General features: G+C 67.0%; 20 protein-coding genes. 10 read left to right on the forward strand and 10 right to left on the reverse strand.

Translation table 11 applies throughout. The features are described 5' to 3' along the window. Positions 1 to 31 precede the first annotated feature (31 nt). Positions 32 to 1,381 (reverse strand): 8-oxoguanine deaminase, encoded by a 1,350-nt coding sequence (locus HMPREF2581_RS07060; RefSeq protein ID WP_003137026.1) that lies wholly within the window; start codon positions 1,379 to 1,381, stop codon positions 32 to 34. Between the two features lie 454 nt (positions 1,382 to 1,835). Here HMPREF2581_RS07060 and ppk2 point away from each other — a divergent pair, with 454 nt between their 5' ends. Further along, positions 1,836 to 2,732, forward strand: a complete 897-nt coding sequence (gene ppk2 / locus HMPREF2581_RS07065) for a polyphosphate kinase 2 (RefSeq protein ID WP_003137024.1) — start codon at positions 1,836 to 1,838, stop codon at positions 2,730 to 2,732. Positions 2,733 to 2,811: 79 nt separating this feature from the next. Here the strand turns inward: ppk2 and ahpF are convergent, their stop codons facing one another. The 6 genes from ahpF to HMPREF2581_RS33290 form a co-directional block, all read right to left on the reverse strand. Beyond that, positions 2,812 to 4,377: an alkyl hydroperoxide reductase subunit F gene (gene ahpF / locus HMPREF2581_RS07070; RefSeq protein ID WP_003137023.1), complete on the reverse strand. Its 1,566-nt coding sequence runs from the start codon at positions 4,375 to 4,377 to the stop codon at positions 2,812 to 2,814. A 144-nt stretch (positions 4,378 to 4,521) separates the two neighbouring features. After that, positions 4,522 to 5,085: an alkyl hydroperoxide reductase subunit C gene (ahpC, locus tag HMPREF2581_RS07075; protein ID WP_003083828.1), complete on the reverse strand. Its 564-nt coding sequence runs from the start codon at positions 5,083 to 5,085 to the stop codon at positions 4,522 to 4,524. 164 nt (positions 5,086 to 5,249) lie between these two features. After that, complete coding sequence (locus HMPREF2581_RS07080; RefSeq protein ID WP_003083821.1) at positions 5,250 to 6,176, reverse strand: ABC transporter permease; 927 nt, start codon at positions 6,174 to 6,176, stop codon at positions 5,250 to 5,252. Between the two features lie 22 nt (positions 6,177 to 6,198). Beyond that, positions 6,199 to 7,296, reverse strand: coding sequence for an ABC transporter permease (locus HMPREF2581_RS07085; protein WP_003107144.1), 1,098 nt, complete (start codon positions 7,294 to 7,296; stop codon positions 6,199 to 6,201). Beyond that, complete coding sequence (locus HMPREF2581_RS07090) at positions 7,296 to 8,867, reverse strand: ABC transporter ATP-binding protein (RefSeq protein ID WP_003137020.1); 1,572 nt, start codon at positions 8,865 to 8,867, stop codon at positions 7,296 to 7,298. The genes HMPREF2581_RS07085 and HMPREF2581_RS07090 overlap by 1 nt, the downstream gene beginning before the upstream one ends. A 408-nt stretch (positions 8,868 to 9,275) precedes the next feature. Then, positions 9,276 to 9,704 (reverse strand): hypothetical protein, encoded by a 429-nt coding sequence (locus HMPREF2581_RS33290; protein WP_170868949.1) that lies wholly within the window; start codon positions 9,702 to 9,704, stop codon positions 9,276 to 9,278. A 320-nt stretch (positions 9,705 to 10,024) separates the two neighbouring features. On the opposite strand from HMPREF2581_RS33290, the gene guaD reads away from it, so the two are divergent. Next, positions 10,025 to 11,395 (forward strand): guanine deaminase, encoded by a 1,371-nt coding sequence (gene guaD / locus HMPREF2581_RS07095; RefSeq protein WP_003137018.1) that lies wholly within the window; start codon positions 10,025 to 10,027, stop codon positions 11,393 to 11,395. Between the two features lie 112 nt (positions 11,396 to 11,507). On the opposite strand, the gene bauR is transcribed toward guaD, so the two are convergent. Continuing rightward, positions 11,508 to 12,425: an HTH-type transcriptional activator BauR gene (bauR, locus tag HMPREF2581_RS07100; protein ID WP_003083805.1), complete on the reverse strand. Its 918-nt coding sequence runs from the start codon at positions 12,423 to 12,425 to the stop codon at positions 11,508 to 11,510. Positions 12,426 to 12,560: 135 nt separating this feature from the next. Between bauR and bauA the strand changes: the two genes are divergently transcribed. From bauA to gabP, 4 genes are all read left to right on the forward strand, one after another. Continuing rightward, entirely contained in the window at positions 12,561 to 13,907 is a 1,347-nt protein-coding gene (gene bauA / locus HMPREF2581_RS07105) for a beta-alanine--pyruvate aminotransferase (protein ID WP_003101231.1), read from the forward strand. Continuing rightward, complete coding sequence (gene bauB / locus HMPREF2581_RS07110) at positions 13,907 to 14,194, forward strand: beta-alanine degradation protein BauB (protein WP_003083790.1); 288 nt, start codon at positions 13,907 to 13,909, stop codon at positions 14,192 to 14,194. Before bauA ends, bauB begins: the two co-directional genes overlap by 1 nt. Positions 14,195 to 14,277: 83 nt before the next feature. Beyond that, positions 14,278 to 15,771, forward strand: coding sequence for a CoA-acylating methylmalonate-semialdehyde dehydrogenase (locus HMPREF2581_RS07115; RefSeq protein WP_003101230.1), 1,494 nt, complete (start codon positions 14,278 to 14,280; stop codon positions 15,769 to 15,771). A 168-nt stretch (positions 15,772 to 15,939) separates the two neighbouring features. Then, on the forward strand, positions 15,940 to 17,367 hold the full coding sequence (gabP, locus tag HMPREF2581_RS07120; RefSeq protein ID WP_003137015.1) for a GABA permease: 1,428 nt from the start codon (positions 15,940 to 15,942) through the stop codon (positions 17,365 to 17,367). Positions 17,368 to 17,448: 81 nt separating this feature from the next. On the opposite strand, the gene HMPREF2581_RS07125 is transcribed toward gabP, so the two are convergent. Further along, the gene (locus HMPREF2581_RS07125) at positions 17,449 to 17,790 is read right to left on the reverse strand and encodes a zinc ribbon domain-containing protein YjdM (protein ID WP_003101229.1); all 342 of its coding nucleotides are present in this window, start codon (positions 17,788 to 17,790) and stop codon (positions 17,449 to 17,451) included. A gap of 71 nt (positions 17,791 to 17,861) precedes the next feature. Further along, the gene (locus tag HMPREF2581_RS07130; RefSeq protein WP_003137013.1) at positions 17,862 to 18,362 is read right to left on the reverse strand and encodes an LEA/WHy family protein; all 501 of its coding nucleotides are present in this window, start codon (positions 18,360 to 18,362) and stop codon (positions 17,862 to 17,864) included. Between the two features lie 100 nt (positions 18,363 to 18,462). Between HMPREF2581_RS07130 and HMPREF2581_RS07135 the strand changes: the two genes are divergently transcribed. The 4 genes from HMPREF2581_RS07135 (at position 18,463) to HMPREF2581_RS07150 (ending at position 20,975) form a co-directional block, all read left to right on the forward strand. Next, positions 18,463 to 19,086, forward strand: coding sequence for a hypothetical protein (locus HMPREF2581_RS07135; protein ID WP_003137011.1), 624 nt, complete (start codon positions 18,463 to 18,465; stop codon positions 19,084 to 19,086). A 175-nt stretch (positions 19,087 to 19,261) separates the two neighbouring features. Continuing rightward, positions 19,262 to 19,489 (forward strand): CopG family ribbon-helix-helix protein, encoded by a 228-nt coding sequence (locus tag HMPREF2581_RS07140; RefSeq protein ID WP_003137009.1) that lies wholly within the window; start codon positions 19,262 to 19,264, stop codon positions 19,487 to 19,489. After that, a complete protein-coding gene (parE, locus tag HMPREF2581_RS07145; RefSeq protein ID WP_003083773.1) occupies positions 19,486 to 19,767 on the forward strand; it encodes a type II toxin-antitoxin system toxin ParE in 282 nt (93 codons plus the stop codon). Before HMPREF2581_RS07140 ends, parE begins: the two co-directional genes overlap by 4 nt. A 299-nt stretch (positions 19,768 to 20,066) precedes the next feature. After that, a complete protein-coding gene (locus tag HMPREF2581_RS07150) occupies positions 20,067 to 20,975 on the forward strand; it encodes a LysR family transcriptional regulator (protein WP_003083769.1) in 909 nt (302 codons plus the stop codon). The last annotated feature ends 30 nt before the right edge of the window (positions 20,976 to 21,005 follow it).

The following is a 21,005-nucleotide window of genomic DNA, read 5'->3' on the forward strand; positions in this document are numbered from 1 at the left end:
AAGCCTGGCGCCTCCTCCGTCGGCGCCCGCCTCACCCGGCGATCAGGGCGCTCGCCGCCTCGCGGTGGCGGGCGATCAGGGCGGCCAGGTCGAGCCCTTCCACGGCACCATCGACCACTCGCCAGGCGCCGCCGACCATTACCCGGTCGGCACGGTCGGCAGCGCACAGCAGCAGCGCCGAGAGCGGGTCGTGGCTACCCGAGAAGCGCAGCTCGTCGAGCTTGAACAAGGCCAGGTCGGCCTGCTTGCCGGGGGCCAGCTCGCCGATGTCGCTGCGTCCGAGCAGGCGTGCCGAGCCACGGGTGGCCCAGCCCAGGGCGAGTTCCGGGGTGATTCGCTCGGCGCCGTAGCGCAGGCGTTGCAGGTACAGGGCCTGGCGCGCCTCGAGGATCATGTTCGAGGCGTCGTTGGAGGCCGAACCATCGACTCCCAGGCCAATCGGCGCGCCGGCCGCCTCCAGCTCCACGGTCGGGCAGATGCCCGAGGCCAGGCGCATGTTCGAACTCGGGCAATGGCAGATACCGGTGCCCGCCTCGCCGAGCCGGCGGATCTCCTCGGCGTTGAAGTGGATGCCGTGGGCCAGCCAGGTGCGCGGGCCGAGCCAGCCGACGCTATCCAGGTAGTCCACGGTGCGCAGGCCGAAGCGCTGCAGGCAGAAGTCTTCCTCGTCGAGGGTCTCCGCCAGGTGGGTGTGCAGGCGTACGTCATGGCGCGCCGCCAGTTCGGCGCTGGCGCGCATGATCTCCGGAGTCACCGAGAACGGCGAGCAGGGCGCCAGGGCGATCTGCACCCGGGCGCCTTCGCCGCGCTGGTGGTAGCGAGCGATCAGTCGCTCGCTGTCGGCGAGGATGGTCTCGGCCTCCTGCACCGTCTGCTGCGGCGGCAAGCCGCCGTCCTTCTCGCCGAGGCTCATCGAGCCGCGGGTGAGCATGGCGCGCATGCCCAGTTCCTCGACCACCCCGGCCTGCACGTCGATAGCCTGTTCGAGGCCGCCGGGGAACAGGTAGTGGTGGTCGGCGGCAGTGGTGCAGCCAGACAGCAGCAGCTCGGCCAGCGCCACCTTGGTGGCCAGTTCGAGCTTCTCCGGGGTCAGCCGCGCCCAGACCGGGTAGAGGGTTTTCAGCCAGGGGAACAGCGGCTGGTTGACCACCGGCGCCCAGGCGCGGGTGAGGGTCTGGTAGAAGTGGTGATGGGTGTTGATGAGTCCCGGCAAGACCACGTGCCGGCTGGCGTCGAACTGGCTGGCGCAGGGCTGCGCGGGCTGCTGGCCGGCGCCGAGCAGCTCGACGATGCGGCCGTCTTCGACGACCAGGCCGCCGGCGGCGTCGAGACCGTTGGCGGTGAAGATGGCGAGGGGTTTGCGAATCCAGGTGCGGGACATGTGCGGACCTTCGTCGGATCGGCGGGCCGGCGCGAACGCTGCCGGCCCTCGGTTGATGAGAGCCAGCTCAGTGTTCACCCTGTCTGCTGATCCAGGTCCGCGGGGCGACGGGACGCCGCGCGCGTGGAGATATCCTACAAGGGATTGTCGGAGAGGTGTAAGGCTTTCCTCCCGGCGGCAGCCGGGCGCGGTTTGATGGGGGTCAACGGACGACCTCCGGCAGGGGCATAGAGTGGGGGACTGCATAGCTGAAAACGTAGAACGGAAGGAGCCCCGCATGAGCGAAGAACCCACTGTCACTCCCCCCTCCCCCGAGCAACCCGCCGCACAGCCGGCCAAGCCGGCCCGGCCAGCCGCCCGCCGCGCCCCACGCAAGCCGGCGACCCGCCGCCCGCGGGTGGCCAGCCCGGCGCAGAAGGCCCGCGAGGAGATCCAGGCGATCAGCCAGAAGCCCGTGGCCCTGCAGGTCGCCAGCGCGCCCCACGGCAGCAGCGAGGACAGCACCTCGGCGAGCCTGCCGGCGAACTATCCTTATCACACGCGGATGCGCCGCAACGAGTACGAGAAAGCCAAGCACGACCTGCAGATCGAACTGCTCAAGGTGCAGAGCTGGGTGAAGGAGACCGGCCAGCGCGTGGTGGTCCTGTTCGAAGGCCGCGACGCCGCCGGCAAGGGCGGTACCATCAAGCGCTTCATGGAGCACCTGAACCCGCGCGGCGCGCGGATCGTAGCCCTGGAGAAACCCTCCTCCCAGGAGCAGGGCCAGTGGTATTTCCAGCGCTACATCCAGCACCTGCCCACCGCCGGCGAGATGGTCTTCTTCGACCGCTCCTGGTACAACCGCGCCGGCGTCGAGCGGGTCATGGGCTTCTGTTCGCCACTGCAATACCTGGAGTTCATGCGCCAGGCCCCCGAGCTGGAGCGCATGCTGAGCAACAGCGGCATCCTGCTGTTCAAGTACTGGTTCTCGGTGAGCCGCGAGGAGCAACTGCGGCGCTTCATCTCGCGCCGCGACGATCCGCTCAAGCACTGGAAGCTGTCGCCCATCGACATCAAGTCTCTGGACAAGTGGGACGACTACACCGCCGCCAAGCAGGCGATGTTCTTCCATACCGACACCGCCGACGCGCCGTGGACGGTCATCAAGTCCGACGACAAGAAGCGCGCACGACTCAACTGCATCCGCCACTTCCTGCACGCGCTGGACTACCCGGACAAGGACCGGCGCATCGCCCATGAGCCCGACCCGTTGCTGGTGGGGCCGGCCTCGCGGGTGATCGAGGAGGACGAGAAGGTCTACGCCGAGGCGGCCGCCGCGCCGGGCCACGCGAACCTGGATATCCCGGCCTGAGGCGGGCGGTCGCGCCAACGAAAACGCCCGGGGCGCTTTCGCGCTCCGGGCGTCCCTGGTTCGACGGTCGCTGGCCGGGTCACTCCGGCGCGGAGGTCCGGATCAGGTGGTCGAAGGCGCTCAGCGAAGCCTTGGCGCCCTCGCCCACGGCGATCACGATCTGCTTGTACGGCACCGTGGTCACGTCGCCGGCGGCGAAGATGCCGGGCAGCGAGGTCTCGCCACGGGCGTCGACGATGATCTCGCCACGCGGCGACAGCTCGACGCTGCCCTTGAGCCACTCGGTGTTGGGCAGCAGGCCGATCTGCACGAAGATGCCTTCCAGCTCGATCGACTTGAACTCCTCGGAGTTGCGGTCCTTGTACACCAGGCCGGTGACCTTCTGGCCGTCGCCCTTCACTTCGCTGGTCAGGGCACTGGTGATCACCTCGACGTTCGGCAGGCTGTAGAGCTTGCGTTGCAGCACGGCATCGGCGCGCAACTTGCTGTCGAATTCCAGCAGGGTCACATGGGCGACGATGCCGGCCAGGTCGATGGCCGCCTCGACGCCAGAGTTGCCGCCGCCGATCACCGCCACGCGCTTGCCCTTGAACAGCGGGCCGTCGCAGTGCGGGCAGAAGCACACGCCCTTGGCCTTGTATTCCTGCTCGCCGGGCACGCCCATTTCGCGCCAGCGAGCGCCGGTGGCGAGGATCAGGGTCTTGGCCTTGAGGCTGCCGCCGCTCTCGAACTGCACCTCGTGCAACTCGCCGGTGTTCTTCGCCGGAACCAGCTTGCTGGCGCGCTGCAGGTTCATGATGTCGACCTCGTAGTGACGCACGTGCTCTTCCAGCGCCCGCGCCAGCTTCGGCCCGTCGGTCTCCTGCACCGAGATGAAGTTCTCGATGGCCATGGTGTCCAGCACCTGGCCGCCGAAGCGCTCGGCGGCGACGCCGGTGCGAATGCCCTTGCGCGCGGCGTAGATCGCCGCCGCGGCGCCGGCCGGACCACCGCCGACCACCAGTACGTCGAAGGCGTCGCGGGCGGTCAGCTTCTCGGCGTCGCGGGCGGCGGCGCCGGTGTCGATCTTGGCGAGGATCTCTTCCACGCCCATGCGGCCCTGGCCGAAGACTTCGCCGTTGAGGTAGATGCTCGGCACCGACATGATCTGGCGCGCCTCGACCTCATCCTGGAACAGCGCGCCGTCGATGGCGACGTGACGGATGTTCGGGTTGAGCACGGCCATCAGGTTCAGCGCCTGGACCACGTCCGGGCAGTTCTGGCAGGACAGCGAGAAGTAGGTTTCGAACTCGAAGGTGCCCTCGATGCCCTTGACCTGCTCGATCACGTCCGCGTCGAGCTTGGAGGGGTGGCCGCCTACCTGCAGCAGGGCCAGCACCAGCGAGGTGAATTCGTGGCCCATGGGGATACCGGCGAAGCGCAGGCCGATGTCCGCACCGGGGCGGTTCAGCGAGAACGACGGTTTGCGCGCATCGCTGCCGTCGGTCTTCAGGGTGATCTTGTCGGTCAGGCCGACGATGTCTTGCAGCAGGCCCAGCAGCTCGCGGGATTTGTCGCTGTCATCGAGGGACGCGACGATCTCGAACGGCTGGCTGACCTTTTCCAGGTAGGCCTTCAACTGGGTTTTAAGATTGGCGTCCAACATGGTTCAGCTCCTCGAAATTCGGGCAAACGTATCCCCGGCGGATGGGACATCCGCCCTGCACGGCGCGTTGGCTGGGTGAAGGGCGGACGATCCGCGAGGGATCGTCCGCCGGAGAGGCTGGCGGCGAATGCCGCCGGCGCGGTCTTAGATCTTGCCGACCAGGTCCAGGGACGGAGCGAGGGTCTTCTCGCCTTCCTTCCACTTGGCCGGGCAGACTTCGCCCGGGTGGGCGGCGGTGTACTGGGCGGCCTTCAGCTTGCGCACGGTCTCGCCGACGTCACGGGCGATCTCGTTGGAGTGGATCTCGACGGTCTTGATCACGCCTTCCGGGTTGATCACGAAGGTACCGCGCAGGGCCAGGCCTTCTTCCGGGATGTGCACGCCGAAGGCGTTGGTCAGCTGGTGGGTCGGGTCGCCGATCAGCGGGAACTGGGCCTTGCCGACGGCCGGGGAGGTTTCGTGCCAGACCTTGTGCGAGAAGTGGGTGTCGGTGGTCACGATGTAGACCTCGGCACCGGCTTTCTGGAACTCGCCGTAGTTGTTGGCGGCGTCTTCGATCTCGGTCGGGCAGTTGAAGGTGAAGGCAGCCGGCATGAAGATCAGGACCGACCACTTGCCCTTCAGGGATTCCTCGGTCACCTCGATGAACTTGCCGTTGTGGAAAGCGTTGACCTTGAACGGTTGGACTTGAGTGTTGATCAGGGACATCAGTCGTTCCTCTCTCAGTTGAATGGGGTGTTTCAAATCGACTGGGAGAATCTTAACGGGGTTCGGCAAAAATGCCCCATTGATTTAGGCCATCAGTGAAATTATCTAAATCTATCGAAGAATATATAAATAGTTAAAACAACTAATCGAAGAACCTGCCCTCGTCAGTGCCCGGCCTTCCACGGCTGGCCCAGGGAAACCGGGGCATACAGCCGGGTGCGCAGGGCATCGCGGGAGAGCAGGACCAGCACCAGGATGGTCGCCGCATAGGGCAGCATCGCCAGCAGGTTGGCCGGAATCGACAGCCCGATCCCCTGGGCCACCAGGTGCAGGATGCTGGCCAGGCCGAACAACCAGGCACCGAGCAGCACGCGGAACACCCGCCAACTGGCGAAGACCACCAGCGCCAGGGCGATCCAGCCGCGTCCGGCGGTCATGTTCTCCGCCCACATCGGCGTGTAGGCCAGCGACAGGTAGGCACCGGCCAGGCCGGCCATGGCGCCGCCGAAGAGCACCGCCAGGGTGCGCACGCGCAGCACCGGCAGGCCCATCGCGCTGGCCGCGTCGGGGTTCTCGCCGACCGCCTGGAGAACCAGCCCGGCGCGGCTGCGCAGGAGCATCCAGGCGACCGCGGCGAACAGCGCCAGGCTCAGGTAGACCAGCGCGTCCTGGGCGAACAGCATGCGCCCGAGCAGCGGCAACTCGCCCAGCACCGGCAGCGCCAGCGGGGCGAACCCTTGCAGCGGCTTGCCGACCCAGGCGGCGCCGACGAACGACGACAGGCCGACGCCGAAGATGGTCAGCGCCAGGCCGCAGGCCACCTGGTTGGCGTTCAGGTACAGGGCGACCCCGGCGAACAGCGCCGCCAACAGCATGCCGGCGAGCACCGCGAGGAGCACGCCGAGCCACAGGCTGCCGCTGGAGAAGGCGACCATGAAGCCGATCACCGCGCCGAACAGCATCATCCCCTCCTGGCCCAGGTTGAGCACTCCGCTTCTCTCGCAGACCAGTTCGCCCAGCGCCACCAGCAGCAGCGGAGTACCGGTGCGGACCATGGCGAACAGCAGGTTGTCGAGCAGATCGATATCCATCGTGGTTCCTCGGCGGTTCGGCTCAGGCCAGGGCGTCGCGCAGCGCCGGGCGCTTGCGCCAGCGTCCGTGCAAACGTGGGCGGTAGAGGATCAGCACGTCGCAGGCGAGGAGGAAGAACAGCATCATCCCCTGGAACAGCCCGGTCAGCGCCAACGGCAGGTTGAGGCTCATCTGCGCGGCCTCGCCGCCGAGGTAGAGCAACGCCATCAGCAGGCTGGCGCAGAGGATGCCGAAGGGATTGAGACGGCCGAGGAAGGCCACGGTGATCGCCGCATAGCCGTAGCCCGGCGAGACCTGCGGCACCAGTTGGCCGATCGGCCCGGCGACCTCGCAGACGCCGGCCAGGCCTGCCAGCGCGCCGGAGAACAGCAGCACGAACCAGACCAGGCGCTTCTCGCGGAAACCGACGAAACCGGCGGCGCGGCGGTCGAGGCCGAGCACGCGGACCTGGAAACCGAGGAAGCTGCGCTGCGCCAGCACCCAGACCGCCGCCAGCGCCAGCAGGCCGAACAATGCGCCAAGGTGCACCCGGCTGTCCTCGAACAGCGCCGGCAGGCGGCTGGCCTCGCCGAACAGCGCCGACTGCGGGAAGTTGAAGCCATCCGGGTCCTTCAACGGCCCGTGCACGCCGTACAGCAGCAGGTTCAGCGCGATGTAGTTGAGCATGATGGTGGTCAGGATCTCGTTGGCGTTGAAGCGCGTTCGCAGCCAGGCGGCGAACCCGGCCCAGAGCGCCCCGGCAGCGGTGCCGGCGAGCAGCACCCAGGCCAGCGCCCAGCGGCTCTGCCAGTCGAGCAACTGGATCGCCACCGCGCTGCCGGCCAGGGCGCCGACCAGCAACTGGCCCTCCGCGCCGATGTTCCACACGCGCGCCTGGTAGGCCAGTGCCAGGCCGAGGGCACAGAGCAGGATCGGCATGGCCTTGACCAGCAGCTCGCCGAGCCCATAGAGGTCGCTGAGCGGCTGTACCAGCACGGTATGCAGGGTCTGCCACGGATCGTGGCCGAGACAGGCGAACAGCAGCGCGCCGCAGACCAGGGTCAGCAACCCCGCCAGCAGCGGAGAGGCCAGCAGCATCCAGCGCGACTGCCGGCCGCGCGGTTCCAGGGACAACAGCATCACAGGCTCCCTTGGGCAACGGCGCCGGCGACCGCCGCCGGCGCCTCGAATTGACCGGCCATCCAGCCGCCGACCTGCTGCGGCGAAGCGCTCGCGGTGGCGACCGCCGGGCACAGCCGACCCGAACACAGCGCGGCGATGCGGTCGCTGAGCAGGAACAGCTCGTCGAGGTCCTCGGAGACCACCAGGATCGCCGTACCGGCATCGCGCAAGGCAATCAGCGCGCGGTGGATCAGCGCCGCCGCGCCGACGTCCACGCCCCAGGTGGGATGCGCCGCCACCAGCAGGCGCGGGGCCTGGAGGATCTCGCGGCCGAGGATGAACTTCTGCAGGTTGCCGCCGGAAAGGCTGCGTGCCGGCGCCCCGGCACCCGGGGCCTTCACGGCGAAACGGCGGATGATCTCCTCGGCCAGCGCCAGCACCTTGCGCCGCCGGACCAACCCGCGCTTCACCAGTCCCTGCTGGAAGGCGGTGAGCAGCGCATTGTCCGCCAGGCTCATCTCCGGCACCGCGCCGTGCCCCAGCCGCTCGGCGGGCACGAAGGCCTGGCCGGCGCGGCGCCGCGCATCCGGCGCCAGGTGCGCGCCGGCGCAGCCGCCGAGGCGGATGCGCTCGGCCTGGGCGCGCGGCAGGCGCACTTCGCCGCTGAGCAGGGCAAGCAACTCGTCCTGGCCATTGCCGGCGACCCCGGCGATACCGAGGATCTCGCCGCTGCGCACCTCCAGGTCGAGGCCGGCGAAGGACACGCCGAAGGGGTCCGGGTTGCGCCAGTGCAGGTCGCGCACCTGGAGGAAAGGCGCGCCGCCGGTAACCTTCGGATACTCCGCCGCCAGGCCCTCGGCGTCGCCCACCATCAGCCGCGCCAGCTCGAGATCGGAACATTGCGCCGGCACGCACTGTCCGGCCACCCGTCCGCCGCGCAGCACCGTGGCGCGCTGGCAGAGCGCACGGACCTCGGCCAGCTTGTGGCTGATGAAGAGGACACTGCAACCCTCCTCCGCAAGACGGCGCAGGGTGACGAAGAGATCCTCGGCCTCGCGCGGGGTCAGCACCGAGGTCGGCTCGTCGAGGATCAGCAGGCGGATGTCCTGCATCAGGCAGCGCACGATCTCCACCCGCTGGCGCTCGCCGATGGACAGCCCATGGACCAGCCGGCGAGGCTCCAGCGGCATGCCGTAGCGCTGCGACACCTCGCGAATACGCGCCTCCAACCGGCGCGGGCTGCCCGCCTCGGTGCCGAGGGCGAGCGCAATGTTCTCCGCCACGCTGAGCGTCTCGAACAGGGAGAAATGCTGGAACACCATGCCGATCCCCAGCGCCCGGGCGCGAGCCGGGTCGCGCACCTGCACCGGCTCGCCCTGCCAGCGGATCTCGCCGGCATCGGGACGGGTCACGCCGTAGATGATCTTCATCAGCGTGCTCTTGCCGGCGCCGTTCTCACCGAGCAGGGCGTGGATCTCGCCGGCGTCGATGCACAGGTCGATGCGGTCGTTGGCCAGGCAACCCGGATAGCGCTTGCTGATCCCGCGTAGTTCGAGGCGCGGCGGCGCGAAGGAGGAAGGTGCGGACATGGCGGACCCGGTCGGTTGCTCGACGATGCCGCGGCCGGTGCAAATACCTGGCCAGGAGGTCAGGAAAGCCCTGGAACGCGGCTTGCGCCGGGAGCCACGGGCCAGGCTGCCGCGCCGAGCGGCACCAAGCCGGGGCACGCCTGGGACGCCGCGGCACATTTGCGGGCAACCCTGCGGCGCACCCGCGTGAGCATTTGTCGCAAAACAGTCATCACCACCTTGCTCACAGAGTTATCCACAGCGTGTCGGGAGCCCATCCGGGACCTTGGGAAGCCTCCCGCGCCGACCGTCCCGGCAATTTTCGCAACATCGGCGATGGACAGAAAACAGCCAACCCGGCAGGCCATGAGCGCGACCTGGCAAGGCATTTTCTCCAACACTTTGCCAACAGCTTTATCCACAAGATATCTACAGCCGTTCGGAGGAACCCGGCAGAACGACCTCTCCCGGCCAAGCCATGGCTCGGCCGAATCCCTGGGGCAGCCCCGGCGGCCCGCTTCCGGCACAGTTTGCCAACAGCTTTTCCACAGGAAACCCGCGGAACGGGAATGCCCGTGAAAATGTCTCCAGGACTTCCCCTTTCGACGCCAGAACGCCCATGAATACTGGGTTTTCCGGCTTTTCAGGAAAGTCCGCGGCGATCGACGGAAGCATGCTCGGCGGCGCCATGGGTGGATCCACTGTCCACAGTTTCGCGACGCACCGTCGTGGCGCATTCCACAGCGCCTTTTCCCTGGCTCTTTCGCCAACCGGGAGAAATCCTGCGGCCCCGTCCAACGCCTTTCCCCCGACCGCCGAAGGCATTTTTTCAACGGGGAATGCGAACAGCTTTTCCACAGACAAACCCACAGAAGCGCCAGTTGCCGACCGGGCATTTCGCAAGGCGGATTCAAGGTGCCGGAACGCTTTTCGCGGATCGCCTGCCGGCAGCCAGATGGGCGCATCCCGCAATGGCTCGTGCAATCTCTCCGCACACGCGCTACACACAGACTTATCCACAGCATGCGCACAGTGCATAATGGCGGCAGCCATGTGCAGGACGGATGACCGCTAGGCGGTCATCCGTCCTGCACCGCGGGATCACGTGCCAAGGACGGGATATTTCCGGCGATTTCCCGGACTAAAGAGGCGAAAGCGCCGTTCCGGCAGCAGAGGAGATGAACGATGCAGTACCTGCTGGCAACTTCGTCCCCCCACTTGTCCTGCGCTCCGACCACGGCGGGAGCGCGATGAGCAGTTCGGCCCATCGCGGGCGGATCCTGCATTTCCTCGGCGACCCGGCGAAGCTCGGCGACAAGGCCTGGGAGTATTTCGAGGACGGCCTGCTGTGGATCGAACACGGCCACGTGCGCGCGCTCGATCACGCAGCCTACCTGCTGCCACAACTGCCCGCCGACCTGCCGCTGGAGGAGCATCCGCAGCGCCTGCTGCTGCCCGGCTTCGTCGACTGCCATGTGCATTACCCGCAACTCGGAGTGATCGCCTCCTACGGCACCCAACTGCTGGACTGGCTGGAAACCCACACCTTTCCCGCCGAGCAGCGCTTCGCCGATGCCGGCTACGCCGCCGCCCAGGCCGAGCTGTTCCTCGACGAACTGCTGCGCCACGGCACCACTACCGCGCTGGTGTTCGGCACGGTCCATGCGGTATCCGCCGAGGCATTCTTCCAGGCCGCGCAGAAGCGCCGCCTGCGGATGATCGCCGGCAAAGTGCTGATGGACCGCAACGCGCCGCCGGCGCTGTGCGATACCGCGGCCAGCGGCTACGCCGAGAGCCGCGCGCTGATCGAGCGCTGGCACGGCAACGGGCGCCTGCAATACGCGGTCACCCCACGCTTCGCGCCGACTTCCTCGCCCGAGCAACTGGCCGCGGCGGCGCGCCTGCTGGACGAGTATCCCGGCGTCTACCTGCACACCCATCTTTCGGAGAACCTCAAGGAAGTCGCCTGGGTCGGCGAGCTGTTTCCCCAGGCACAGGACTACCTGGACGTCTATCATCGCGCCGGCCTGGTCGGCGAACGCAGCGTGTTCGCCCATGGCATCCATCTCTCCGAACGCGAATGCCGCTGCCTGGCGCACAAGAACGCGGCGCTGGCGCACTGTCCCAGTTCCAACCTGTTCATCGGCTCCGGCCTGTTCGACCTTGGCCGCGCCCAGCAATACGGCATCCGCGTCGGCATCGGCAGCGACGTCGGCGGCGGCACCAGCCTGTCGCTGCTGGCCAACCTCGCCGACGCTTACAAGATCCAGCAATTGCGCGGCACCAGCCTCGATCCGTTCCAGGCGCTCTACCTGGCCACCCTCGGCGGCGCCAGGGCGCTCGACCTGGACGGCCTGGTCGGTAACTTCCTGCCCGGCCGCGAGGCCGACTTCGTCGCTCTCGACCTGGCCGCCACGCCGATGATCGCCCAGCGCATGGAGCATGCGCGCGGCCTGGCCGATACCCTGTTCGTGCTGAACACCCTGGGCGACGACCGCGCGGTGGCGGAGACCTGGGTGATGGGGGAGCGGCGCCATGCGAAGGGCTGAGAGCCTCTTTCCCGCGTTGGCTCGGCCCGTCGCTGCATGCCACCTCCTCGCGCCGTAGAGAAAAGACGCCGTTCGGCGGGCGGCCGAAGCTCGCGTCACTCCATCCGCGCCCTCACGACACCGCCACCGCCTCCAGGAACCGTTCCAGCACCAGGTTCGGCCGGCGTCCCTTGCGGGTCACGATGGTCAGCGCGATGGCGTAGTGGAAACGCTCCGGCAGCAGGGGCCGCAGCATCCCGGCGGCGACCCAGTCGGCGGCGTAGTGCGACGGCAGGTAGCCGATGAAGTTGCCGGTCAGGATCAGGAACGCCATGCCCTCGCGGTCCGAGGCGCTGGCGCTGTTGTTCAGCTCCTGGTGGCGCGCCTGGGCTTCGGCGGGCAGGCGGTAGCTGGGCGCCACGGCGTCCGCGGCGAGCACCTCGTCCACCGCGATATCGCCGTCGGCGCGTTCGAACAGTGCGTGGCCGCGGCTGCAATAGAGCTGCGCGTGCTCGTCATACAGCGGCAGGTACTCGAGCCCCGACAGCGGACTGATCAACGGCACCACGCCGACATGCAGGTGGCCGTCGAGCACGCCCAGTTCGATCTCGTTGGGGGTGGTCATGCCGATGTTGATCCGCACCTGCGGTCCCTGCCCCTTGAGCGCGCTGAGGGCGTGGGTGATGCGCATCTGCGGCAGGGTCACCAGGTTGTTGATGATGCCGATGTTGAGTTCGCCGCGCAGGTGCTGGTGCAGGTCGTTGACCTCGGCGCGGAACCCCTCCAGCGCCGCCAGCAGGGTCTGGGTCGCGCGATAGACCTCGCGGCCCTCGTCGGTCAGGGCGAAGCCGGCGCGGCCGCGCTGGCACAGGCGCATGCCCAGGCGCTTCTCCAGGTCGCCCATGTGCAGGCTGATCGCCGAGCGGCTGAGGCCGAGAGTGCTCTCGGCGGCGGAGAAACTGCCGCACTCGACGATGGTCTTGAAGATGCGCAGCAGGCGGATATCGAAATCGCTGACCTGGCCGAGCGACGGGTTGCGGGATTTGGCCATTATTGTTTTACCCAGTCGAAACTAAACGTGAGAAGAATAAGCTTTATCTAACCTTTCGTCAGGGCCAAGCTTGATCCCAACGCTCCGCCGCCGCGTGCGCGGAACCTTCCAACAAGAAAGCCCGAGGATCGAACGATGAACCAGCCGCTCAACGTGGCCCCGCCGGTTTCCAGCGAACTCAACCTGCGCGCCCACTGGATGCCCTTCTCCGCCAACCGCAACTTCCAGAAGGACCCGCGGATCATCGTCGCCGCCGAAGGCAGCTGGCTGACCGACGACAAGGGCCGCAAGGTCTACGACAGCCTGTCCGGCCTGTGGACCTGCGGCGCCGGCCACTCGCGCAAGGAAATCCAGGAGGCGGTGGCTCGCCAGCTCGGCACCCTCGACTACTCGCCGGGCTTCCAGTACGGCCATCCGCTGTCCTTCCAGTTGGCCGAGAAGATCGCCGGGTTGCTGCCAGGCGAACTGAACCACGTGTTCTTCACCGGTTCCGGCTCCGAGTGCGCCGACACCTCGATCAAGATGGCCCGCGCCTACTGGCGCCTGAAAGGCCAGCCGCAGAAGACCAAGCTGATCGGCCGCGCCCGCGGCTACCACGGGGTCAACGTCGCCGGCACCAGCCTCGGCGGGATCGGCGGCAACCGCAAGATGTTCGGCCAGTTGATGGACGTCGACCACCTGCCGCACACCCTGCAACCAGGCATGGCGTTCACCCGCGGGATGGCCCAGACCGGCGGCGTCGAGCTGGCCAACGAACTGCTCAAGCTGATCGAACTGCACGACGCCTCGAACATCGCCGCGGTGATCGTCGAGCCGATGTCCGGCTCCGCCGGCGTACTGGTACCGCCGGTCGGCTACCTGCAGCGCCTGCGCGAGATCTGCGACCAGCACAACATCCTGCTGATCTTCGACGAGGTGATCACCGCCTTCGGCCGCCTGGGCACCTACAGCGGCGCCGAGTACTTCGGCGTCACCCCGGACCTGATGAACGTCGCCAAGCAGGTCACCAACGGCGCCGTGCCGATGGGCGCGGTGATCGCCAGCAGCGAGATCTACGACACCTTCATGAACCAGGCGCTGCCCGAGCACGCGGTGGAGTTCAGCCACGGCTACACCTACTCCGCGCACCCGGTCGCCTGCGCCGCCGGCCTCGCCGCGCTGGACATCCTGGCCAGGGACAACCTGGTGCAGCAGTCCGCCGAACTGGCGCCGCACTTCGAGAAGGTCCTGCACGGCCTGCAAGGCGCGAAGAACGTCATCGACATCCGCAACTGCGGCCTGGCCGGCGCGATCCAGATCGCCCCGCGCGACGGCGATCCGACCGTGCGTCCGTTCGAGGCCGGCATGAAGCTCTGGCAACAGGGTTTCTACGTGCGCTTCGGCGGCGATACCCTGCAATTCGGCCCGACCTTCAACGCCAGGCCGGAAGAGCTGGACCGCCTGTTCGACGCGGTCGGCGAAGCGCTCAACGGCATCGCCTGATGAGCGGCCGCCCGCAAGCCGTACCCACCGTGCAGGTGGACAACGCCGAGGTGATCGTGACCGAATGGCGCTTCGCCCCCGGCGCGGAAACCGGGCGCCACCGCCACGGACACGACTATGTGGTGGTACCGCTGACCGACGGCACGCTGCTGCTGGAAACCCCCGAGGGCGACCGCCACGCGCCGCTGGTCGCCGGACAGGCCTACTTCCGCAAGGCCGGCGTCGAGCACAACGTGATCAACGCCAGCGCACACGAAGTGGTCTTCGTCGAGACCGAGATCAAGTAATCCGCACCCGCTCCCCAGGGAGCGGGTAAAGGGAAAGGGCCACGGCCCTTTCGTCACCCCTAGCGAAGAGAGAACAAGACAAGATGGGCACCCTCCACCACCTGATCAACGGCGAAATGGTCGCCGACAACGGCCGCAGCGCCGACGTCTTCAACCCCTCCACCGGCGAAGCCATCCACAAGGTCCCGCTGGCCGACGGCAAGACCCTGCAGAAAGCCATCGATGCCGCCAGGGCCGCCTTCCCGGCCTGGCGCAACACCCCGCCGGCCAAGCGCGCACAGGTGCTGTACCGCTTCAAGCAACTGCTGGAGCAGAACGAGGCGCGGATTTCCAAGCTGATCAGCGAAGAGCACGGCAAGACCCTGGAAGACGCCGCCGGCGAACTCAAGCGCGGCATCGAGAACGTCGAGTACGCCTGCGCCGCCCCGGAAATCCTCAAGGGCGAGTACAGCCGCAACGTCGGCCCGAACATCGACGCCTGGAGCGACTTCCAGCCGATCGGCGTGGTCGCCGGGATCACCCCGTTCAACTTCCCGGCGATGGTGCCGCTGTGGATGTACCCGCTGGCCATCGCCTGCGGCAACACCTTCATCCTCAAGCCCTCCGAGCGCGACCCCAGCTCCACCCTGCTGATCGCCGAGCTGTTCCACGAAGCCGGCCTGCCGAAGGGCGTGCTGAACGTGGTGCACGGCGACAAGGAAGCCGTGGACGGCCTGCTCCAGGCGCCGGAAGTGAAAGCCATCAGCTTCGTCGGCTCGACCCCCATCGCCGAATACATCTATGCCGAGGGCACCAAGCGCGGCAAGCGCGTGCAGGCCCTGGGCGGCGCGAAGAACCATGCGGTGCTGATGCCCGACGCCGACCTCGACAACGCCGTCAGCGCGCTGATGGGTGCCGCCTACGGCTCCTGCGGCGAGCGCTGCATGGCGATCTCGGTGGCGGTATGCGTCGGCGACCAGGTGGCCGACGCGCTGATCGCCAAGCTGGTTCCGCAGATCAAGGCGCTGAAGATCGGCGCCGGCACTTCCTGCGGCCTCGACATGGGCCCGCTGGTCACTGCCGCCGCGCAGGCCAAGGTCACCGGCTACATCGACAGCGGCGTGGCCCAGGGCGCGGAGCTGGTGGTGGACGGCCGCGGCTACCAGGTCGCCGGCCACGAGAACGGCTTCTTCCTCGGCGGCAGCCTGTTCGACCGGGTGACCCCGGAAATGACCATCTACAAGGAAGAGATCTTCGGCCCGGTGCTGTGCGTGGTTCGCGTCAACAGCCTGGAAGAGGCCATGCAGTTGATCAACGACCACGAATACGGCAACGGCACCTGCATCTTCACTCGCGACGGCGAGGCCGCCCGCCTGTTCTGCGACGAGATCGAGGTCGGCATGGTCGGCGTCAACGTCCCGCTGCCGGTGCCGGTAGCCTACCACAGCTTCGGCGGCTGGAAGCGCTCGCTGTTCGGCGACCTCCACGCCTACGGCCCGGACGGCGTGCGCTTCTACACCCGGCGCAAGGCCATCACCCAGCGCTGGCCGCAGCGGGCCAGCCACGAGGCCTCGCAATTCGCCTTCCCCAGCCTCTGAAGGCTGACGACAACAGGCATGGTCGGTAACGACCATGCCTTTTTTCTTTTTCCGCAATCAGGAGTCCGCAACGTTCCACCGCCGTGAAACCTCACCCACGGCCGCACCCATGGCGTCGCCCACAAGGCGGCCCAGACCTTGCCCAAGAACAATTAAAGGGTCTCAACGATGTCCAAAGTCGTACTGGCTTCACAACTGCCGAACAAGCGCAACGCCTCGCTCGCGCCCGGCCTGAAACAACGCCACGTCACCATGCTGTCGATCGCCGGGGTGATCGGCGCCGGCCTGTTCGTCGGCTCCGGCCATGCCATCGCCGCCGCCGGCCCGGCCGCCCTGCTCGCCTACCTGATCGCCGGCACCCTGGTGGTGCTGGTCATGCGCATGCTCGGCGAAATGGCGGTCGCCTCCCCCGATACCGGTTCCTTCTCCACCTACGCCGATCGCTCCATCGGCCGCTGGGCCGGTTTCACCATCGGCTGGCTCTACTGGTGGTTCTGGGTGCTGGTGATCCCCCTCGAAGCGATCGCCGCCGCGGCCATCCTCAACGCCTGGTTCCCGGCCATCGACACCTGGATCTTCGCCCTCGCGGTGACCTTCCTGCTCACCGTCACCAACCTCTTCAGCGTGGCCCGCTACGGCGAGTTCGAATTCTGGTTCGCGCTGCTCAAGGTGATCGCCATCATCGCCTTCATCGTGCTCGGCGCGGTGGCCATCGTCGGCGGCCTGCCGGAACGCGAGGTCAGCGGCCTGTCCAGCCTGATGGCGAGCCACGGCGGCTTCGTGCCGAACGGCTACGGCGCGGTGCTCGGCGCCCTGCTGACGACCATGTTCAGCTTCATGGGTACCGAGATCGTCACCATCGCCGCCGCCGAGTCCAAGGACCCGGCGAAGCAGATCACCCGCGCCACCAACTCGGTGATCTGGCGGATCGGCCTGTTCTACCTGGTGTCGATCTTCATCGTGATCTCCATCGTGCCGTGGAACGACCCGCTGCTGATCCAGGTCGGCTCCTACCAGCGCGCCCTGGAGCTGCTGGACATCCCGCACGCCAAGCTGATCGTCGACCTGGTGGTACTGGTCGCCGTGGCCAGCTGCCTGAACTCGGCGATCTACACCTCGTCGCGGATGGTCTTCTCCCTGGCCAAGCGCGGCGACGCCCCGAGCGTGCTCAAGCTGACCAACACCGCCCACGTACCACGCCCGGCGGTGCTGGCCAGCACCGCGGTGGGCTTCCTCACCACCATCGTCAACTACTTCGCACCGGAGAAGGTCTTCACCTTCCTCCTCGCCAGCTCCGGCGCCGTGGCGCTACTGGTGTACCTGGTGATCGCCGTGGCCCAGTTGCGCATGCGCAAGCAATTGCAGGTCAGCGGCCAGCCCATCGAGTTCCGCATGTGGCTGTATCCCTGGCTGACCTGGGCGGTGATCCTGTTCATCGTCGCCGCGCTGAGCATCATGCTGATCATGCCGGAGCACCGTCACGAGGTGTTCGCCACCGCTCTGCTGACGATCTTCACCGTCTGCCTCGGGCTGCTCAACGCGCGACGCAAGCCGCGCCTCGGCGAGGACTACGCCGGGAAGACGGCGCGGGTCTGAGTCCACCACCGGGGGAAGAACCCAGACAGCCCTCCAAAGAAAAGCCCGGCCAATGGCCGGGCTTCTTCAGGCAAGGTCGTCTCAGACCTTCCTGACGAATTCCGATTTCAGCTTCATCGCGCCAATGCCGTCGATCTTGCAATCGATGTCGTGGTCGCCGTCCACCAGGCGGATGTTCTTCACCTTGGTGCCGACCTTCACCACCAGCGAGGAGCCTTTCACTTTCAGGTCCTTGATCACGGTGATGGTATCGCCGTCCTGGAGAACGTTGCCCACCGAATCCTTGATCACCTTGCCATCATCGGACGCCGTAGCGGCCTCGTTCGGCGACCATTCATGGGCGCACTCCGGGCAGACCAGCAGCGCACCATCCTCGTAGGTGTATTCGGAGTTGCATTGGGGACAGGGCGGCAGCGTGCTCACGGCATTCTCTCTTCAGCAGGGGACGAAAACCGCAGATTATATAGGGTTTCTCGCTCCCCTGCCGAACCGCCTCAGAGCCCCTTGGTCTTCGGCGCGCCGACGGCCGGCCCGGAGAAGTCGAGGGTGCCCTTTTCGCTGAAGCGCACGGTGCCGAACAGGCCTCCGGCGAGCTTGCCCTTCACCACGTAGGGCATGCCCCGGGTCGGCGCGTTGTTGCTCAGGCCCCAGGCCTGGCGGAAGGCGGAAAAGGCGGAGACGGTCAGCGGCACGCTCACCACCCGCTCGCCGAAGCGCGGCACCTCGCCGGTCTGGTCGCTGACGCCGCTGGCCAGGGGCTGGCCGTTGACGTCGAGGTTGAGGGCGATGCCGTTGTATTCGATCGGCTCGTCGTTGGGGTTCTGTACCCGCAGCTTGACCATGAAGCGCATCTCCATGCCTTGCCCCGGCAGGGGTTCCAGGCCGACCAGGTCGATACGCAACGGATCGCGCTGGCCGAAGGTGCTGCAGGCGCTCAACAGGACGCCCAGGCACAGGGCCGGCAGCAGGCGGCCGAGGTTCGCAGGCAGGCGCATGGGTTCTCCTCCTTGGGTCGAATGTGCGCCCATGGTGCCACAGCCGCTAGAATTCACCGCGCAGCCGGTCCGGCTGCGCCAATGGACAAAGGACATGCCCATGCCTACACGCGTTCTGCGCGGCCTCGTCGCCGCCCTCCCACTGTTGTTCCTCGCCGCCTGCTCGGACTCCGCTCCGTCCAGCGAGGAGATCGCCCGCCTGCTCGCCGAGCGCGGCTTCGACAAACCCGCCTGCGCCAGCTCCACCCTGTTCAAGACCTTCCCGGTGACGCTCTCCGACAGCTTCTCCGGCCCCGGCCCGGCGAAAGGCAACGCCGCGGTCTACGACGCGCTGGTCGGCGTCGGCCTGCTGCGCCGCGACGGCGATTCCTACGACCTCACGCCCGCCGGCCGCGAGGACTACAAGTCCGAGTCGAAGGCCTTCTGCTACAGCAGCGGCTTCGACGTCAGCGTCCGTTCGGTGGACCCCGCCAAGCCCGACGACTACGGCCCGGCCGTGGAAAAGGGCTGGTTGGTCACCGTCGAGGTCAAGCCACGCGAAGTGAAGGACTGGGCGAAGAACCCCGAGGTGCTCAAGCAGGCCAGCCTGACCACCCTGCAACAGATCACCCAACCGCAGGTCGGCCAGGTCTCGCTGGTCAAGCCACGCGGCGAGGAAGGCTACAAGCTCGTCAACACCCGCTTCTCGCCCAGGCAGGGCTTCCACTTCAACCAGGCCTGGTAATCCCGCGCTACCCTTCCGCCCGCCCCGCCCGGGGCGGGCTCCTCATTCAACCCACTGATCGATAAAGGTTTTTTCGTCGGACGAAACAGCCTGGCGATTGCTCGCCCGAGGGCTTTCGTATACATTCGTTTTCACTGTAAACACCGTATACAACGAAAACGAAGCTGATCAGAAAATGAGCACCGTAGTCTCGTTCCGCGCCGATGACGCCCTGGTCGCGGCCCTCGACGAACTGGCCCGCGCCACCCACCGCGACCGCCCGTATCACCTGCGGCAGGCGCTCGCGCAGTACCTGGAAAGGCAGCAGTGGCAGGTCGCTGCCATCGATGAAGGCTTGGCCGATGCCAATGCCGGTCGCCTGCTGGAGCACGCCGAGATCGAGAAGCGCTGGGGGCTGCAATGAGCCTGAAGTGGACCCGCAAGGCGGCCGCCGACCTGGACGCCATCTACGACCATTACGTCGTGCTGATCGGCCCGGAAAAAGCCCTGAAAGCCGTCCAGGACATCGTCGAGCAGGTGAAACCGCTGCAGCAGGTAGCCAACCAGGGGGCAGGGCGGCCCAGCGAGGTGCCAGGCGTACGCACCCTGACCCTGGAGCGCTGGCCGTTCAGCGCCCCTTTTCGGGTAAAAGGCAAGGAAATCCAGATTTTGCGCATCGACAGGGTCGAAATTACCCCCTGAAAGTGGTCACACGGTTACAAGATGTTTCAAAACGAATATTTACCTTGACTTGTACGTAGTTACTTATTTCGGACAAAACATCCATAACTCACAAGAAATGGACATTTCTCGACCAGACAAATGAGAGCGACCAACTTGCGACCACTGCAACCTGATTAGTTCTTTAACTGACTTATGCTTCGCTCCCATACGCATCCGTATTTTTCCGAAACCCGACGACCTCGCCCGCTGGGCATGCTTTCTCGCGCTTTTTCCGGTGATTTTTCCCCAGGCGCAGTCTCCCGCAAGGAGGAACCGGCATGGATTCGCTGAAAGGCATGGCGATCTTCGCCACTGTGGTGGACAAGGGCTCGATGGCAGCCGCGGCCCAGAGCCTGGGCATGACCCCTTCGGCAGTCAGCCAGCAGATCCGCAAGCTGGAGAGCCGCGCCCAGGTCACTTTGCTGCATCGCACCACCCGCCGGCTGACCCTGACCGAGGCCGGCGAGGCGTTCTATCGCAGTTGCGCGCAGATGCTGGCGATCGCCGAGGAAGCCGAGCGGCGGCTTGGCGAATGGCGCGATGCGCCGGTGGGCGAGTTGCGCCTGGCGGCGCCGGTGGGGTTCTCCGGCACGCTGATCACCCAGGCGCTGAAACCGTTGCTGGAGAACCACCGCCAGTTGCGCCTGCAACTGTTCTTCCAGGACGAGCGCATCGATCTGGTCGCCGAGCGCATCGACCTGGCGATCCGCGTCGGCAATCTCGCCGACTCCAGCCTGGTGGCGCGCCACCTCGGCGACTGGAGCAGCGTGCTCTGCGCGGCGCCGGCCTATTTGCGCCAACGGGCGCCCATCAACCGTCCGGAGCAGTTGACCGAGGTCGACTGGATTTCCCTGAACACCTCGAACCACCTCAACCACCTGACGCTCAGCGGGCCGGGCGGGGAAGTCTGCAAACTGCGCCTGGAGCCACGGGTGGCCGCCAACGGGATGCTCGCGGTGCGTCAGTTCACCCTCGACGGACTCGGCGTGTCCTACCAGCCGCTGCCGGAGGTGCGCGACGCGCTGAACGACGGGCGCCTGCAACAGCTATTGCCGGAGTGGAGGATTCCCGGGCTCGGCATCTATGCGGTGACGCCACGGCGCGAGGCCCAGCCGGCCAAGGTGAAGGTCGCCATCGAGGCGCTGCGGCGAGCGTTCGCCACGGACGGGGATGAGCGCTGGAGCTGACCGACGGACTGCCGGCCAGCTCCAGGTACC

This window comes from Pseudomonas sp. HMSC057H01, from assembly GCF_001836405.1.
GTDB classification, from domain to species: domain Bacteria; phylum Pseudomonadota; class Gammaproteobacteria; order Pseudomonadales; family Pseudomonadaceae; genus Pseudomonas; species Pseudomonas aeruginosa.